Below are 14695 nucleotides of genomic sequence, written 5' to 3'. Positions count from 1 at the left end.
TCAGAATGACAAAATTGGTAGCATTCTTCGCTTTGCAACAGTTTTCTATTCATTTTTTAAAATTTATTTTACAGCTCCACTGTTTATTGGTTGAGCCAATAAAAAGCCAAATTCAGGTAACCGGCAAAGACAAGCCAGATCAAATAGGGTACCATAAGCGCGGCCGCGCGACGGTTTATCGATGCAAAATCCCATATCGTCACCGCGACGACCGCAATCAGCAACACCAACCACCAAAACGCCGTTAAATACGTCTGCGATCTGAAAAACAGCAGCGGCCATACAAAATTTACCGCAAGCTGCACGCCATACGCAATCAGCGCCTGCCGCTTGCGTTCGGTAGGCGCCTGCGACCGGCTGACCAAATACGCCGCGATCCCCATCAGAATATACAGTACCGTCCACACCGCGGGAAAGACCCATGCCGGCGGTGCGAGCGGCGGCTTTACCAGCGTCTGATACAGGCCGAAGCCATCCGTGGTAAGACGGGCCGCCGCGCCGCCCACCAGCAGCGGGATCAATATACTGATCGTTAGTCCCATGTTTGCACCACGCTCCTTGGCGCAGTATATGGCGGGGAATGCGGCATTATGCCGCCGCGCTTTTACACCGCCTGTTCGCCGCCCGTCCACGGCAGCACCTTGATCCGGCTGCCGTTGCTCAGCCGCGCCACGGCGCTGTCGGGCAGCACGTACCCGTCCAGCAGCAGGCTGTAGGGCGGCAGCGCCGGGTAATGCTCCCGGATAAAGGAACGGATCTGTCCTTCCGCACGGCCTTGCTCCGCGCTGACGCAAACGGTTTCCCGCTCGCGCCGGCAGCGGTCCGATATCAAACCATAATACTCCAAAACCGCTTCGACCATCATGACCATTGCGATCCCTCCTTTCTCCATCAGCTTGTTGCCCTTAACCGCCCGCCGGTATCCCTTCGCAGGTATCGAGATAGGCGCGGATCACGCCGCAAGCGCCCATGCCGATCCGGCTGCTGTCAATACACAGGTGGTAGTTCGAGGCCTTGCCCCATTCTTGCCCGGTGTAGTGCTGATAATACATGCTGCGCCGCGCGTCCATTTCCAGCACGGCGCGCAGCTGCTCTTCCTGCGCGTCCCCGCCGCCCCTGCGGCTGGCGAACAGGCCCTTTTTCTTGATATTGCGCACGCGCTTAAGCGAAGCGCTGCATACGAATACATTGACCGCGCGGTCACAGTCGCGCAGCACATAATCGGCGCACCGGCCCACGATCACGCAGGGGCCGCGGTCGGCCAGCCGCCGGATGGTGCGGGACTGCATCAAAAATAGGCTGTCGTTCCGGTTGTTCGGGTCGAGCATGGCAAGAGAGAGCTGAAAGGCGCTCGGTTCCTCGCCCAGCTGTTCAAAATCCGATTCGTCGATGCCGCTTTCCTTGGCTGCCAGCGTAATAATTTCCTTGTCGTAAAACGGAATGTTCAGCTCCGCGGCCAGCCGCTTGCCGATATCGTGCCCGCCGCTGCCGTATTCGCGGCTGATGGTGATGATCTTATCCAACCTTCTGCACCTCCTTGACGCGTGCTTTTTCCGAATAGCGGCCGAGCTGTAATTCGCCCATGACAAAGGAATATTCCTTATCGAGCTTATATCGCCACAGCAGCAGCGCCATCAGGCCCCATGCCACGAACGGCATCAGCAGAAACAGGCCCGAGATCGCGCTGTGCGCCGAGGCGGGCTGCACCGCCGCCATGCCGTTAAAGCCCGCCGCTTCGAGCGCAAAGCCGATCGCCGCGTTGGTCAGGCCGCCGCCGATTTTGTAGCCGACGGTCGCGGCGCTGAACAGCAAACCTTCCGCGCGGATACCCGTGCGCCAGTGGCCGTATTCGATCGCATCCGCCATCATCGAGTACACGGTCGCGCCGATCGGACCGACGCCCGCGCCCTTGAGCGCCGCGCCGATCATGACAAAGGTCAGATCCTGCGGGCGCAGCGTGATGATCGCGGCGCCCGCGAGCGCGACCACCGCGCCAATCAGCGATAGATTGCGCTTGCCCAGTTTTTTGATAAACGGCGCGATCGCGATGGTGACGATGATCGAGGGCAGCTTTTCCACGACCGTGATCACGCTCATCAGTTCGTTATTGCCAAGCTCGTACTGCGCGTAGTAGGTCAGCATGGTGCCGTTGAGCGTGGTGTAGACCGACCACGCGAAGAACATCATCGTCACCAGCCACCAGTATTTGTTGTGCAGCATGCAGCTAAAGCTTTTGCGCATGGGGATCTTATCGCCCGCCGGGGTGGGCGGGATGTGCACGCGTTCCTTGCAGCCGAAGAAGCATATCAGCAGCATGCCCATTGCGATGACCGCGTAGACAACCGTTACCATGATCCACGCGCGCTGGTCGCCGCCCAGCCGATTGATGAGCGGCAGCGTCAGCGCGGTCACGATCAGGTTGCCGAGCGGCGCCATTGACATGCGGTAGATATTGATGATCGAGCGCTCGTTTTGGTTGCGCGTCATCAGCGCCGCCAGCGTGCCGTACGGCAGGTTGAGCGCGGTGTACACCACCGTGACCGCCAGATTATAGGTGATGAACACGTAAATGCACTGAATGATCGTAGTCGCGTGCGCCGGGACCATGAACAGCAGCACCGCCGAAAGGCCGTACGGCAGCGTCATCCACAGCACCCACGCCCGCGCCTTGCCGAAGCGGGACTTGGTTTTGTCCACCAAAATGCCGATCACCACATCGGACACGCCGTCGAACAGGCGGGACAGCATCAAGATCGTGCCGACCAGCGCGGCCGACATACCGACCACGTTGGTATAGAAATAGGTGGAAAGCGACATTGTCAGCGCGAACACCACGTTGCACGCCACATCGCCGAACCCATAGGCCACCTTTTCCCGAATGCTGATCCTGCCGAGCGCGTTCTGTCCGGTACTCATTTCTTCCTTCAAATAAGACCCCTCCTACGTTTTTTAGCGTCTGAAATATACTAGTATATAATATCCTTTCGTTTTTTCCCCGCCCCGGTCACCGGGGCGGGGAAAAGCAGGGCTTATGAAAACGCGCCCTTCATGGCGTAAACCTTGATATAGCTGAATTCTTCCAGCGAGATGCTCACGCCCTCGCGGCCAATGCCAGACTGCTTGTAGCCGCCGAACGGCTGGTCGAGGTGACGGTAGCCGCCGCTGCCGTTTACCACGGCCGCGCCCGCCTTGAGCTTGCGCCCGACGCGGAACGCGCGCTGCATATCCGCCGTCATCAGGCCGGAGGACAGACCGTATACCGAATGGTTGGCGATCTCGACCGCTTGCTCCTCCGTATCAAACGGAATGAGCGGGAACACCGGGCCGAACACCTCCATGTTGGAGGCAATATCCATATCGCGGGTCACACCGAGCAGCACGGCGGGCTCGATACGCGCGCCCTCGCGCTTGCCGCCGCAGGCAAGCACCGCGCCCTGCTCTACCGTGCGCGCGATCTGGCTTTCCACCTCTTTGGCCGCTTTTTCACTGACCAGCGCGGTCACAACCGCCTGCTCATCCAGCGCCGAACCGCGCGGCAGCGCCTGCAAGCGCTCGATCAGCCGCTTGGCGACCGTGTCGTAAATGCTCTTCTGCACCAGAAAACGCTTGGTCGAGCAGCACACCTGACCGTTGTTCTCCATCCGGCTGTTCACCATTTCGTCCAGCGCGCGGTCCAGATCGGCGTCCTCGAAGATCAGCATCGCGTCGTTGCCGCCCAGCTCCAAGAACATGCGCTTGAGCGTGTCCGCGCCCTCGCGCGTCAACTGCTTGCCCGCGCCCGTCGAACCCGTCATGCTGACGGCGGCCACCCGCTCGTCATGGATGACGCACTCGGTCATCGCGTCGCGCTCGCAGACAAGGAAGGTTGCCACGCCCGCCGGGATGCCCGCCTTGTCGGCCAGCTCCTGCAGGGCCAGCACGGCCAGCGGATTGGACGAGGGCGCCTTGACGATCACCGCGTTGCCCATGATGAGCGCCGGTGCGATCTTTTGGAAGGTCAGCTCGATCGGGAAATTGAAGGGGATGATGCAGGCGATCACGCCCAGCGGTTCGCGGCGGGTGAACACCAGATCGTGCTCAAAGCCGGGTCCGTTGTCGGCCAGCACCTCGCCGTACAGATGCTTGGCGCGTTCGACCGCCGCGCGGATCAGCTTGACACCGTCCAGCGTTTCGCCGCGCGCCTGCTCGATCGGCTTTGCCATTTCGCGGGCGGATAGCGTGGAAATGCGCTCCGCGTCCTGCTCCAGCAGGTCGGCGAAACGGTAAAGAATCTCGCCGCGCGCATAAAGCGGCATATCCTCCCACACGGTCTGCGCCGCCAACGCGTCGTTCACGATCTCGCGCACGCATTCCTTGCCGGCCAGCTCTGCCTTATCCACGAGTTCGCCGCTGATCGGATCAAAAACTTCTAAAAATTTACTCATCGTGTCCTCCTTGTTTGTGTAGCGGGTGGTTTACAGCGCCGCGAGCTGCGCCACGGTCTGCGCGATATTGTTTTCCGCGTGGATGCCCAGCTCGGTCAGCATTCCGGCGATCTCGGTCGGTTCTGCGTCGCCGGGCAGGATCGCGTTGAGCTTGCCGCCCATGAACACCCAGTATTCCTTGCCACGCTCCTTTGCCAGCTGCGTGAGCTGCCGCGCGTAGTCGAGCGCCTGCCCGTTGTGGCAGCTGATGCCGATGAACGGGGTGTCCTCCTCATCCGCCAGATCGAGCATATCGATCGGGTCCATGTCCACGCCGCCGTTGGTCACGGTCGCGCCCATATCGGTCAAAACGCCTTCGACCAGCACCAGACCATAGGTGTGCGCGTCGCCCGAGGCGACCACGACCCGTTTACCCGTGAGCGGCTGCTCGAAGCCCTGCTCGCGCAGCGCGGAGGTGACTTCCTCCTTCATCTCCACCGTCTGGCGGCCCAGCACGGTCGGATAGAACGGGCGAATCTCCCGGCTTTCCGTGCCGTAGGTGGAGGAATGGAACATCTGCTCGAAGCGGATGGGGTTCATCTTCTTCAGCAGCAGGAACATTTCCAGAGGGTCTTCGATATCAATACCGGCGGCCTTCAGGCCTTCCAGCGTGTTTTCAAACATCTTTTTGCCTTCGCGCACCATCACGTCGCGCATTTGCTCAAGCGGCGCGAAGTTGAAGTACGGCATCCATTCGTCCGCCTTTTCCTCGGCGCGCTTACCGGCCGCGAAAATATTGCACAGCTCCTCCAGCGTGGGCACGCGCAGCTTTTCGGTGATGGATACCGGATTGATGCCGAGGCCCATGTGATATTTCTTCTCCACCAGCATTTCAAAGAGCATTTCCGGCACGCTGATGCCGTAGTTGCCGTGGATATCATGATCCCATTGCAAATTGGTCGAGCTGTTCAGATAGGTCAGCACCGTCTGTTCCTCGGTGCTCATCAGTTCGTTCAGCGCCATGGCGACCGCGCAGCGCGTATCGTTCTCGCTCAAAAGGCCGCCGAAGCTGATGGTGTACCGCGCGCCGCACAGCGCGGTGCAGATATAGTGCTCAAGCAGCGCGTAGCCCACGTAAGAGGCGCAATCCAGAAAATAACCGGGATAGCCGTCGTCCAGATAGGTTTCGGCCGCGACCATCTCATCCCGCTTGGCGGCCATGATGCCCATGGCCCGGCATACGTCGGAAAAACGCTTCACATCGTCGTCAAAGCCCGCGTATCCCCAGAAAAATTGGGTCATATCGCCGATACGGGGCGAGCCCGCTTGAATCGCGCGTATGGTATTCTCCAAAGCGTTCGGCGAAAACAGGTGGTAATCGTTAAAAGTCACGTCGATGGGCGCCGCGCCCTCCTGTACGTCGTAGTCCTCCTGCGAGTACATCTCGAAGCTGGTCGTTTGCGGCGCGTTCTCGCGGTATTCCGGCGGCAGCGCCACCAGACCGGAGGGAATGGCCTGCACGCAGTTGACCGTAAGGCCGGTGCGCTCGGTGAACCGGTAGATCTCGCGAATCGCTTCCACCTGTTCGTCCAGCGTGGCCAGACCGAGCAGGATGTTCCAGTAAATCTTGCCCTGCCGCGCCATATCCATTTTCATTTCCATGTGGCTTTTGTACTTGCTCTGCGTGCGCAGATAACCGCTGCGCCCATAGGTTAGCGTTTTGCCCAGCGCCATCCCCTCGCGCACCAGCGCTTTACCGTCCGCGTGCGGCGCGGGTTTTAGGCTTTTTATGTATTCCAGTGCCGCTTCGTTCATCGTTCCGCCCCTTTCTCCATCAGGCGCCGCCTGATAAAGGCGATCGTTTCGTCATAGTTCTCCTGTTTACAGTGGGCAAAGCCGTGATCCTCGCCCGGCACGGTCTGCACCGTGACAAACGGCAGGCCGTGCGACGCGATCCGCGGCCCAAAGGCGCTGTCTACCACCGTGTCCGCCGTGCCAAGGCGCAGCAGCACCGGCTTTCCGCTCTCGCAAACGGCCCGTTCCACCGATAGGGTTTCAGCGTCCTGTACGAACCGGGGCGCGGCGTCAAAGCTGCTGTCGGCGTACTCGTGATGGATCGTTTCTCCGTTTTTGAGCTTTTGCCATTTTTCTTCACCCATGATCTTTAAAAAGGTCTCCGCCGGGTACAGCACCGGCGCCCAGCCCACGGCGGCGCGCACACGGCTGTCCGGCAGGGTGAGCAGGGCCGCCGCCGCGCCCATGCTGATCCCCATCACCGCCATACGGGCGGCGTCGGTCTCGGGCTGATCCGCCGCGAACGCAAGCGCCGCCAGCATATCATCGCGCCAGCCGCCAAGGTAGGTATCCGCGGCAAAGTCTCCGTCGCTCTCGCCGGAGCCGACGCAATCGAACCGCAGCGCGTAGAAACCCGCGCCGCAGGCCTGTTCGGCAAACGCTTCAAACAGGCCGTGCTCGGACATGTTGCCCGTAAAGCCGTGGCACATCACGATGACCGGCGCGTCATGCGCGCCCGCGGGCACATGCGCCGCGCCGCGCACCGTGCGTCCCCTGCTACAAAAGGCTATCTGTTTTTCCATAAGCTGCATCCTCATTCAGACCTTATTTTCGTTCCATGCAGGCGCGCCGACCGCCACGACCCGGAGCTGCATCTCTACAAAGCTTTTTTCTGTGGTGCCCGGACGTTCGGCATAGACCGGACGCACGGTTTGCGTTAACTCCACCGCCGTGCTGCCCGCCGCTTCGGCTTCCGCGGCCGCATATTGCGCGGCTTTGCAGGCGGCGAACCGTTCGGCCTCGTCCAGCGTGTCGAACGCTTTGACGCCCCACGGCGCGTGCACGACCAGCTTTTCGTGATACTGGTCGGGCCGGATCAGCGCCGTTACCTCGACCGACACATTGCCAACCGCCGCGCCAACCGCGTTGGCGACCTCGGCGTGCTCGGGAATGAGCAGCCGGGCGCCCAGCGCCCCGCAAACGTCCGGCAGCCACGCGGCCACCGGCGCGCCCAGCGCGATCACGGGCCGGTCGACCGATAGCCGCAGGCGGAGCAGATCGTCCGGCGCGTTTTTCACCGCGCTGTTCCACAAATACGCCGCGATCGTATCGGCGTTCGCATCGCAGCCGGTCAGACCCAGCGCGGTGCACAGGCAGGCCATGCCCACGCTGCGCTCGACCGTGTCGATCGCCTGCTGCAAAAACACGTCCTCGGCCTTGCCCGCGCGCGCGGCCATGACCGCCGCGCCCGCGGACGCGGTTTCCGCGTTCCAGCGGCTGAACCGCCCGGCGGCATGCAGCAGATCGGTCGGCGTAAGGCCGCAGCGCTGGATCAGGCCGCGCCGCACAAGCGGCTCCAGCCCCAGCTTCGCCGCGTCGCAGCCGGTCCGGTCGGCCAACCAGAACAGGCTGTGCGCCCCGTCGGCAAGCAGCCCGAGCAGCGTTTGTTCGCTCGCCGTCAGGTTTTCGCCCATCCGTCCGGTCAGGCGGTAGCATTCGGCATATTGCTCCTCGCCCAGCTCGGTCATGGCGCGGCCCATGCTCTGCCGCAGTTCTCCGGCGAGCCAAGGCGCGTGCACGCCGGCCACGCACAACGGAACCACCCGCCGCGGGCCCACGGTCAGCCCGCCCTGCGGATCGAACGCCAAACGGCTGTCGCCGCCCACGCCGTAGGTATAGATATCCGCCGCGCGCAGCTGGGTGCGCCAGCCGCCCACCGCGGCCCCCGCCGCGCTGATCGAGGCGCGGCCGCCCTTGATATGCGCGATATCGGTGGTGGTGCCGCCCATATCGAGCACCAGCGCGTCGTCCTCGTTTGTCAGATACCGCCCGCCGACGATGCTGGCCGCCGGGCCGGATAGCACGGTCTCGATCGGCCGGTCGAGCGCGTATTCGCGCCGCATCAGGCTGCCGTCGCCCTTGACGATCATGACGGGCGCAGCCGCCAGTCCGTACGAATCCAGCACGGTCTCGACCGCGCTTATCAGCTCGGTGATGCCGGGAATCAGCCCCGCGTTGAGCACGGCGGTCACCGTGCGGTCATAAAAGCCAAGCTGCTGGCTCAGTTCGTGCGCGCATACGACGGGCACGCCGAGCGTTTGCCGCACGATCTCCTTCACCCGGTTTTCATGCGACGGGTCGCGCACGCTGGCAAAGCCGGAAATGGCCGCCGCGTCCACCTCGCCCCGCATTTCAAGCGCCTTTCGCCGGATTTCGTCCTCATCCAGCGCGGTCAGCTGGCGGCCCTTGATGTCCAGTTCGCCCCGCAGCCGCGTGACGCGGGCGGCGGGCAGCGGGCGGTCGAACGACCGCCCCATCAGAAACGCGCCGACCCGGCCGCTCCTGCCCTCGACGACCGCGTTGGTCGCCAGCGTGGTAGAAAGGCACACCATCACGCTTTCGCGCAACAGCTCTTCCGGCAGCCGCTCCATACACGCGGCTATGCCGCTCGCCAGATTTTCCCGCGTGGTGAACGCCTTTGCCTTGGCGCAGACCGCGCGCGTTTTCGGGTCGATCAGCACGCCGTCCGTATAGGTGCCGCCCGTATCGATGCCCAGTATCGCCGCCATGGGCCGCGCCCCCTTTCATAGATCGCTTCCAGCCGCGCGTAGCCGCGCCGGACGATTCCAGCGCGGCTACGGCATCCGGTCTATATACAGTCTACCATATCGCGAACCGGCCGGAAAGTCTCTTTTAGAAAGGCTGTTTTTTTATTCTTACTTGATGTCGTATTTCTTTTCGATCTTGGCGATCTCGGCCTCCAAAATGTCGAAGATCTCATCCACCTGCGCCTCGGTGATGTTGATCGGCGGGATGAAGGAAATGCGGTTATTGTAGTATCCGTTCAGCTGAGCCAGCAGGCCCGCGTCGCGCATGTTGTTGATCAGCTCGTGCGCCTCGGCCTTTGCCGGTTCCTTGGTCGCGCGGTCGCGGACAAGCTCCAAACCAAAGTAAACGCCCTTGGCATCGTATGTGCCCACGATCGGGTGCTTTTCCATCAGTTCGTCAGCCTTTTTCACGATGCGCTCGCCGGCCTTTGTGCATACCTCGAGCAGGTGATCCTCCTCGATGATATCGAGCACCGTGTTGGCGACGCGACAGCCCATGGAGTAGCCCGCGTAGGTGGAGCAGATGAAGCTTACGTCGATATCCTCAAACAGGTCCGCCCGGCCCACGATGCCGGACATCGGGATGCCGCAGCCCAGCGCCTTGCCGAATACCAGAATATCGGGCGCAACGCCCTCGTGCTCGCACGCCCACATCTTGCCGGTGCGGCCCATGCCGGTCTGCACCTCGTCAAAGATGAGCAGGAAGCCGTACTTGTCGGCCAGTTTGCGCAGCTCGCGCAGGAATCCTTCGGGCGGCACGATGTAGCCCGCGGAGCTCTGGCACGGCTCGACGATCAGCGCGGCGACGTTGCAGATGCCCGCGTCCGGCGCGCCCATCGGCGTAACGCCGGTGCTCATCATATTGTCGATTACCTGTACGCACTGCCGCGCGCAGTCCACGCCGTCTCCGTCGCCGTAGGGATTGCGGTACGCATACGGATAGGGGAACTGATGGATGCAGTTATCCTGCGACGGCATGGGATTGTAGTAGCTGGTCATACGGCCCGAGCCGGTCAGGCCCATGGTCGCGGTGTTCTGGCCGTGGTAAGCGCCGTAGAAGGAAATGATGTGCTGCCGCTTTGTCGCATAACGGGCCAGACGGATGGCGTTTTCGATCGCGTCCGAGCCGGACAGCGCCAAACGCACTCTCTTCGGAAAATCGCCCGGGGTGAGCTCGGTCAGTCGCTTGACCAGCTTCAGGCGCTCCGGCGTTGGGAAGTCAAACCAGAAATCCAGCTTGTTCATGTACTGGTCGTACATCGCATCGGCAATGCGCTTGTCGGAGTGACCGAGGTTCATCGCGGACATGCCCGAAATGCAGTCGATATACTCCTTGCCGTCCACATCCCAAATGCGGTTGCCCTTGCCGCGTTCAATGATCTGCGGGTAATCCCATTTGGTGAAAAGCACGTCGCCCGGATGTTCATATGTAAGGAAGTCTACCAGACCCGCTTTATTACCCGGCGTAACGCATTCTGCGTTTTCGATCCGATCCAACAGTTTTTCATAGGGCTTTTTATCCATTATCGTTACCTCCATTATGTAAGCTTTATGTTCTCCAATACCAGTACCCTCTCTGCAATTCATATACTAATATATTAATGTTTATTTGTCAATCCTCTTTCTGAACTTTAGCAAAATGCACAACTTGGGGATAGCGGCATATTGCAAAAGGACGAAATAAGGCAGGAAGCGGGAGTTAGGAGTTAGGAGTTAGGAGTTAGGAATTAGGAGTTGAAGGAAACGCGCGCGAGCGCGAATTAAAAAACACGCCGCGCAGCGGCGTACCGCAATTACTAACTACTAATTCCTAATTACTAATTATTAACTCCTAACTCCTAATTTAAAAAACTCCTACCTAAAAAGGCTTTATCTCATATATTGTCCGCCGTTCACATCGATCGTCGCGCCGGTGATATACCCCGCCCCGTCGGAAGCCAAAAAGCACACCGCTTCCGCCACCTCCTCGGGCCGGGCCGCACGGCCAAGGGGCACATCGTCAGCCGGCACGCCTTCCTCGCGCGACATGGGAGTCTCCACCACGCCGGGCGACACCGCGTTAGAGGTAACGCCGTACGCCGCGCCCAGCCGCGCAAAGCACTTGGCCATGGCCGCCAGCCCGCCCTTGGACGCACTATAATGTACGCCCGAATACAGGCCGCCCCGGTCGCCCGCGATTGAGGTGATCCAAACGATACGCCCAAAGCCCGCGCGACGCATAGAACGGAATACGGCTTTAGTCAGGAAAAATGGTGCCTTTAAATTGGTGTCCAGCATACGGTCCCATTCTGTTTCATCTATTTCCTCTATGGGCTTGGTGTTCGACAGCCCCGCGCAGTTGACCAATATATCGATCCTGCCGTACCTTGCCGCGATCTGTTCCGCCAGCTCGCGCGCCGCCGCGGTATCCGCAAGGTCGCAGGCCATCGCCTCGACCTTGCCGCCAAGCCGCCGCGCCAAAGCCATTGTTTGCTCCGCGCCGCGCGGCGAACGGTAAGTAAATATGACCGTATGCCCCCGCTCCGCCAGTGCCGCCACGATCGCGCTCCCAATTCCCGAACTGCCGCCCGTTACCAATGCGATCCTTTCCATGCGCCGTTCCTCCTTATTGATTTCAACGATTTTAGGTTTTTTCAAAAAATCTTTGCAAAACCTCTTGACAACCATATACTAATATATTAATATACTCTTGTCAAGTGAAACCAACCGAGACCGGTTGCGGAATGTAACTGACCTCTCTGCTTTGTTCCTATTGTCACTGATTTTATTTAAAGGAGAACGATTATGATCATCGGACTTGTCAAAGAGATCAAGAATAATGAATTCCGCGTCGGACTCACGCCCGGCAATGTAAAGGCTTACGCCGACGCAGGGCATACCGTGCTGGTTGAAACGGGCGCGGGCGCGGGTTCTGGCTTCGACGATGGCGAATACGCCGTCGCCGGCGCGGCCATCCTGCCGGACGCCGCCTCCGTTTGGGAGCAGGCGGAAATGATCGTCAAGGTAAAGGAACCGATCGAGTCGGAATATCAGTTCCTCAAGAAGGATCAGATCCTTTATACGTACCTGCACCTTGCGGCCGACCGGCCGCTGACCGACGCCATCCTCGCGGCGGGCACCAAAGCGGTCGCGTACGAGACCATCGTCGGCAAGAACGGCGGACTGCCCTGCTTGGCCCCGATGAGCGAGATCGCGGGCCGCATGTCGGTACAGCAGGCGGCCAAGTACTTAGAGCGCACCTACGGCGGCCGCGGCCTGCTGCTTTCCGGCGTGCCGGGTGTGGAAAAGGCAAACATCGTCATTCTGGGCGGCGGCGGCGTTGGCACCAACGCCTGCAAGATCGCGGTCGGCATGGGCGCGAACGTCACCATCCTCGACGTCAACGTACAGCGCCTCGCCTATCTGGACGATATTTTCGGCAGCCGTATCCAGACGCTTTACAGCACCCGCGCCAACATCCTTTCGGCCATTTCGCAGGCGGACGTCGTGATCGGCGCCGTGCTGATTCCCGGCCGCAAGGCGCCCAAGCTCGTTCTGCGCGAGGATCTGAAAAAAATGCGTAAGGGCGCGGTGCTGGTAGACGTGGCCGTCGATCAGGGCGGCTGCATTGAGACCACCCACGCCACCACCCATCAGGACCCGATCTTCGAGATCGACGGCATCGTCCACTACTGCGTGGCCAATATGCCGGGCGCCGTCGCGCGCACCTCGACCATCGCGCTGACCAATACTACACTGAACTATGGCCTCACCATTGCCGGTCAGGGGCTGGAAGCCGCTGTCCGTGCGGACAAGGGACTGGCCGAAGGCGTGAACTGCTATGCCGGCAAGTGCACGCTGGACGGCGTCGCCGAGGCGTTTGGCATGGAATGCTTTGATATCGAGTCGCTGATCTGAGCGGTCCTGATTAAATTTGCTCTTATCCCATATCTCTTTTCTCTTCTCTCTTTTCCCAAGCAAAGGGCCCGGCAAAATGACCGGGCCCTTTGCGGCATATCTCTATTCCGCGCGCCGGCGGACCATTACACCATAGGGAGGAAGTGTTGAACCCATGACTCGTTCGTCCAGCCAAACCGGGCGCACCGACGTATATCGCGCCCTCAAGGACGCGATCCAATATCTCGACCTGATGCCGGGCTCCGTCCTGCATGAGGCCGAATTGACCCAGCACCTGAATTGCAGCCGCACGCCGATCCGCGAGGCCCTGATCCGCCTGTCCGGCGAATATCTGGTGGAGATCTACCCCCAACGCAGCACCTATGTCGCGCCGATCGATTTTCACCTAGCCAATGAGGTCGCCTACATGCGGCACCTGCTGGATTCCAACGTCTGCCTGCTCCTGTGCCGGCAAAAAGCCTGTATCAGCGAGGCGGTCGAGCAAACGCTCTATTTTATGGAGCGCGCCATGGGAAAGGACGATGTTCTGGAATACATCCGTTTGGACAACGCTTTCCACCGCACAATCTTTTCCGTCGCCGGGCACGATCTGATCTGGTCAAGCATCGCCAATTCCCGCGCGCATTACAACCGCGTGCTTGTGCTCGACCTGAAACGGCCCGGCATGCTGCAAAAATCCTATCAGGAGCACCTGCAAATTGTGAGCAGTATTGAGGCCGGCGACGCGGCGACGCTGACCGCCGTCATGGACGTACACCACGATCACCAGAATACCGATGCGCGGGAAAAAGCCATCCGCGCGCAGTTCCCCGCGTATTTCTCAAACGACTGACCCATGTTATCAATAGAAAGGAGACTTTTACAATGTATATCGACAAGGAATGCAAGCGAGGCTATAACGAGTACATCAACTGCGACGTAAACAACGGCGAAAACAGCATGATGGACGCCGCTCTGCTCATCATGGAGGACGGCGACACCTATTCCTTCCACGAGGAAAAGAAGGAAATGGCTTGGATCATGTTCGAGGGCAAGGCCACGGTGGAATACGCCGGCCGGTCCGTCGATATCGACCGCCCCAATCCGTTCGAGTACAGCACCTACTGCCTGCACCTGTGCGCGGGCGACGGCTGCACGATCACGGCCCACGGCCACTGCGAGTTTTACGTACAGAAGACCTATAACGACAACCAGTTCGACGCCCACCTTTATACCCCGGAGGAGACCGACACCTGGCGGCGCGGCGCGGACGGCGAGTGTAACGGCTGCATCAAGCGCGATGTGCGCACCAGCTTTGACTACGGCAACGCCCCCTATTCCAACATGGTGCTGGGCGAGGTCGTCAACCTGCCCGGCAAGTGGTCGAGCTATCCCCCGCACTGGCATCCGCAGCCCGAGGTCTATTTCTACCATTTTGACAAGCCGCAGGGCTTTGGCGCGGGCTGGGTGGACGACGAGGTGTGCGAATTGCACCACAACGGTCTGGCCGTCATCACCAAGAACACGCACTCCATGGTCATGGCGCCCGGTTACCCCTGCTGCTACGCGTGGGGCATCCGCCATCTGCCCGGCAATCCGTGGAAAAAGACCCGTATCGACGATCCAATCCACGAATGGCTGGTCGATCCCAAAGCGAAATTCTGGACCGGCGAGGAAAACGAAGGCTGATCTCTGTCGATCATCGCCACGTTTTTTGATAGCCTGAGAAAAAGCGGATGCGTTGCATCCGCTTTTTCTTATCGTATTTGTAGAACTTTTTGTTGTGATCTTGTA

13 protein-coding genes are annotated in these 14695 nt (G+C 60.3%); 3 read left to right on the top strand and 10 right to left on the bottom strand.

Features of this window, described 5'->3' with window-relative positions; all coding sequences use genetic code 11:
* Positions 1–83: 83 nt before the first annotated feature.
* The 10 genes from NE562_RS15065 to NE562_RS15020 all read right to left on the bottom strand — a co-directional run bounded on the left by NE562_RS15065 (position 84) and on the right by NE562_RS15020 (position 11617).
* Positions 84–542, bottom strand: coding sequence for a TspO/MBR family protein (locus tag NE562_RS15065; protein WP_280963241.1), 459 nt, complete (start codon positions 540–542; stop codon positions 84–86).
* 62 nt (positions 543–604) lie between these two features.
* Positions 605–871: a hypothetical protein gene (locus NE562_RS15060; protein WP_280963240.1), complete on the bottom strand. Its 267-nt coding sequence runs from the start codon at positions 869–871 to the stop codon at positions 605–607.
* A 34-nt stretch (positions 872–905) separates the two neighbouring features.
* Positions 906–1523, bottom strand: a complete 618-nt coding sequence (locus NE562_RS15055) for an AAA family ATPase (RefSeq protein ID WP_280963239.1) — start codon at positions 1521–1523, stop codon at positions 906–908.
* Complete coding sequence (locus tag NE562_RS15050; RefSeq protein WP_280963238.1) at positions 1516–2928, bottom strand: MFS transporter; 1413 nt, start codon at positions 2926–2928, stop codon at positions 1516–1518. The genes NE562_RS15055 and NE562_RS15050 overlap by 8 nt, the downstream gene beginning before the upstream one ends.
* 101 nt (positions 2929–3029) lie before the next feature.
* Entirely contained in the window at positions 3030–4424 is a 1395-nt protein-coding gene (locus tag NE562_RS15045; protein ID WP_280963237.1) for an aldehyde dehydrogenase family protein, read from the bottom strand.
* 30 nt (positions 4425–4454) lie between these two features.
* Positions 4455–6218 (bottom strand): cobalamin-dependent protein, encoded by a 1764-nt coding sequence (locus tag NE562_RS15040; protein ID WP_280963236.1) that lies wholly within the window; start codon positions 6216–6218, stop codon positions 4455–4457.
* A complete protein-coding gene (locus tag NE562_RS15035; RefSeq protein ID WP_280963235.1) occupies positions 6215–7000 on the bottom strand; it encodes an alpha/beta hydrolase family protein in 786 nt (261 codons plus the stop codon). The genes NE562_RS15040 and NE562_RS15035 overlap by 4 nt, the downstream gene beginning before the upstream one ends.
* Positions 7001–7015: 15 nt before the next feature.
* A complete protein-coding gene (locus tag NE562_RS15030; protein WP_280963234.1) occupies positions 7016–8986 on the bottom strand; it encodes a hydantoinase/oxoprolinase family protein in 1971 nt (656 codons plus the stop codon).
* A gap of 147 nt (positions 8987–9133) precedes the next feature.
* The gene (locus NE562_RS15025; RefSeq protein ID WP_280963233.1) at positions 9134–10549 is read right to left on the bottom strand and encodes an aspartate aminotransferase family protein; all 1416 of its coding nucleotides are present in this window, start codon (positions 10547–10549) and stop codon (positions 9134–9136) included.
* A gap of 345 nt (positions 10550–10894) precedes the next feature.
* A complete protein-coding gene (locus NE562_RS15020) occupies positions 10895–11617 on the bottom strand; it encodes an SDR family NAD(P)-dependent oxidoreductase (RefSeq protein WP_280963232.1) in 723 nt (240 codons plus the stop codon).
* 192 nt (positions 11618–11809) lie between these two features.
* Here NE562_RS15020 and ald point away from each other — a divergent pair, with 192 nt between their 5' ends.
* The 3 genes from ald (at position 11810) to NE562_RS15005 (ending at position 14590) form a co-directional block, all read left to right on the top strand.
* Positions 11810–12922 carry an alanine dehydrogenase gene (ald, locus tag NE562_RS15015; protein WP_280963231.1) on the top strand — a complete coding sequence of 371 codons (1113 nt, stop codon included), beginning with the start codon at positions 11810–11812 and terminating at the stop codon, positions 12920–12922.
* A 154-nt stretch (positions 12923–13076) separates the two neighbouring features.
* Entirely contained in the window at positions 13077–13754 is a 678-nt protein-coding gene (locus NE562_RS15010; RefSeq protein WP_280963230.1) for a GntR family transcriptional regulator, read from the top strand.
* A 32-nt stretch (positions 13755–13786) separates the two neighbouring features.
* Positions 13787–14590 carry a 5-deoxy-glucuronate isomerase gene (locus NE562_RS15005; protein WP_280963229.1) on the top strand — a complete coding sequence of 268 codons (804 nt, stop codon included), beginning with the start codon at positions 13787–13789 and terminating at the stop codon, positions 14588–14590.
* The last annotated feature ends 105 nt before the right edge of the window (positions 14591–14695 follow it).

The organism is Butyricicoccus faecihominis, from assembly GCF_024462775.1.
GTDB classification, from domain to species: Bacteria; Bacillota; Clostridia; order Oscillospirales; family Butyricicoccaceae; genus Agathobaculum; species Agathobaculum faecihominis_A.
Note: the sequence above shows the minus strand (reverse complement) of the source record. Positions and strands in the feature narration are given on the sequence as shown.

Excerpts from the sequence above, each read along its gene's own strand:
- NE562_RS15065 (WP_280963241.1), bottom strand. The coding sequence starts at position 542 with ATGGGACTAACGATCAGTATATTGATCCCGCTGCTGGTGGGCGGCGCG.
- NE562_RS15060 (WP_280963240.1), bottom strand. The coding sequence starts at position 871 with ATGGTCATGATGGTCGAAGCGGTTTTGGAGTATTATGGTTTGATATCG.
- NE562_RS15045 (WP_280963237.1), bottom strand. The coding sequence starts at position 4,424 with ATGAGTAAATTTTTAGAAGTTTTTGATCCGATCAGCGGCGAACTCGTG.
- NE562_RS15040 (WP_280963236.1), bottom strand. The coding sequence starts at position 6,218 with ATGAACGAAGCGGCACTGGAATACATAAAAAGCCTAAAACCCGCGCCG.
- NE562_RS15035 (WP_280963235.1), bottom strand. The coding sequence starts at position 7,000 with ATGGAAAAACAGATAGCCTTTTGTAGCAGGGGACGCACGGTGCGCGGC.
- NE562_RS15030 (WP_280963234.1), bottom strand. The coding sequence starts at position 8,986 with ATGGCGGCGATACTGGGCATCGATACGGGCGGCACCTATACGGACGGC.
- NE562_RS15025 (WP_280963233.1), bottom strand. The coding sequence starts at position 10,549 with ATGGATAAAAAGCCCTATGAAAAACTGTTGGATCGGATCGAAAACGCA.
- NE562_RS15020 (WP_280963232.1), bottom strand. The coding sequence starts at position 11,617 with ATGGAAAGGATCGCATTGGTAACGGGCGGCAGTTCGGGAATTGGGAGC.
- ald (WP_280963231.1), top strand. The coding sequence starts at position 11,810 with ATGATCATCGGACTTGTCAAAGAGATCAAGAATAATGAATTCCGCGTC.
- NE562_RS15010 (WP_280963230.1), top strand. The coding sequence starts at position 13,077 with ATGACTCGTTCGTCCAGCCAAACCGGGCGCACCGACGTATATCGCGCC.
- NE562_RS15005 (WP_280963229.1), top strand. The coding sequence starts at position 13,787 with ATGTATATCGACAAGGAATGCAAGCGAGGCTATAACGAGTACATCAAC.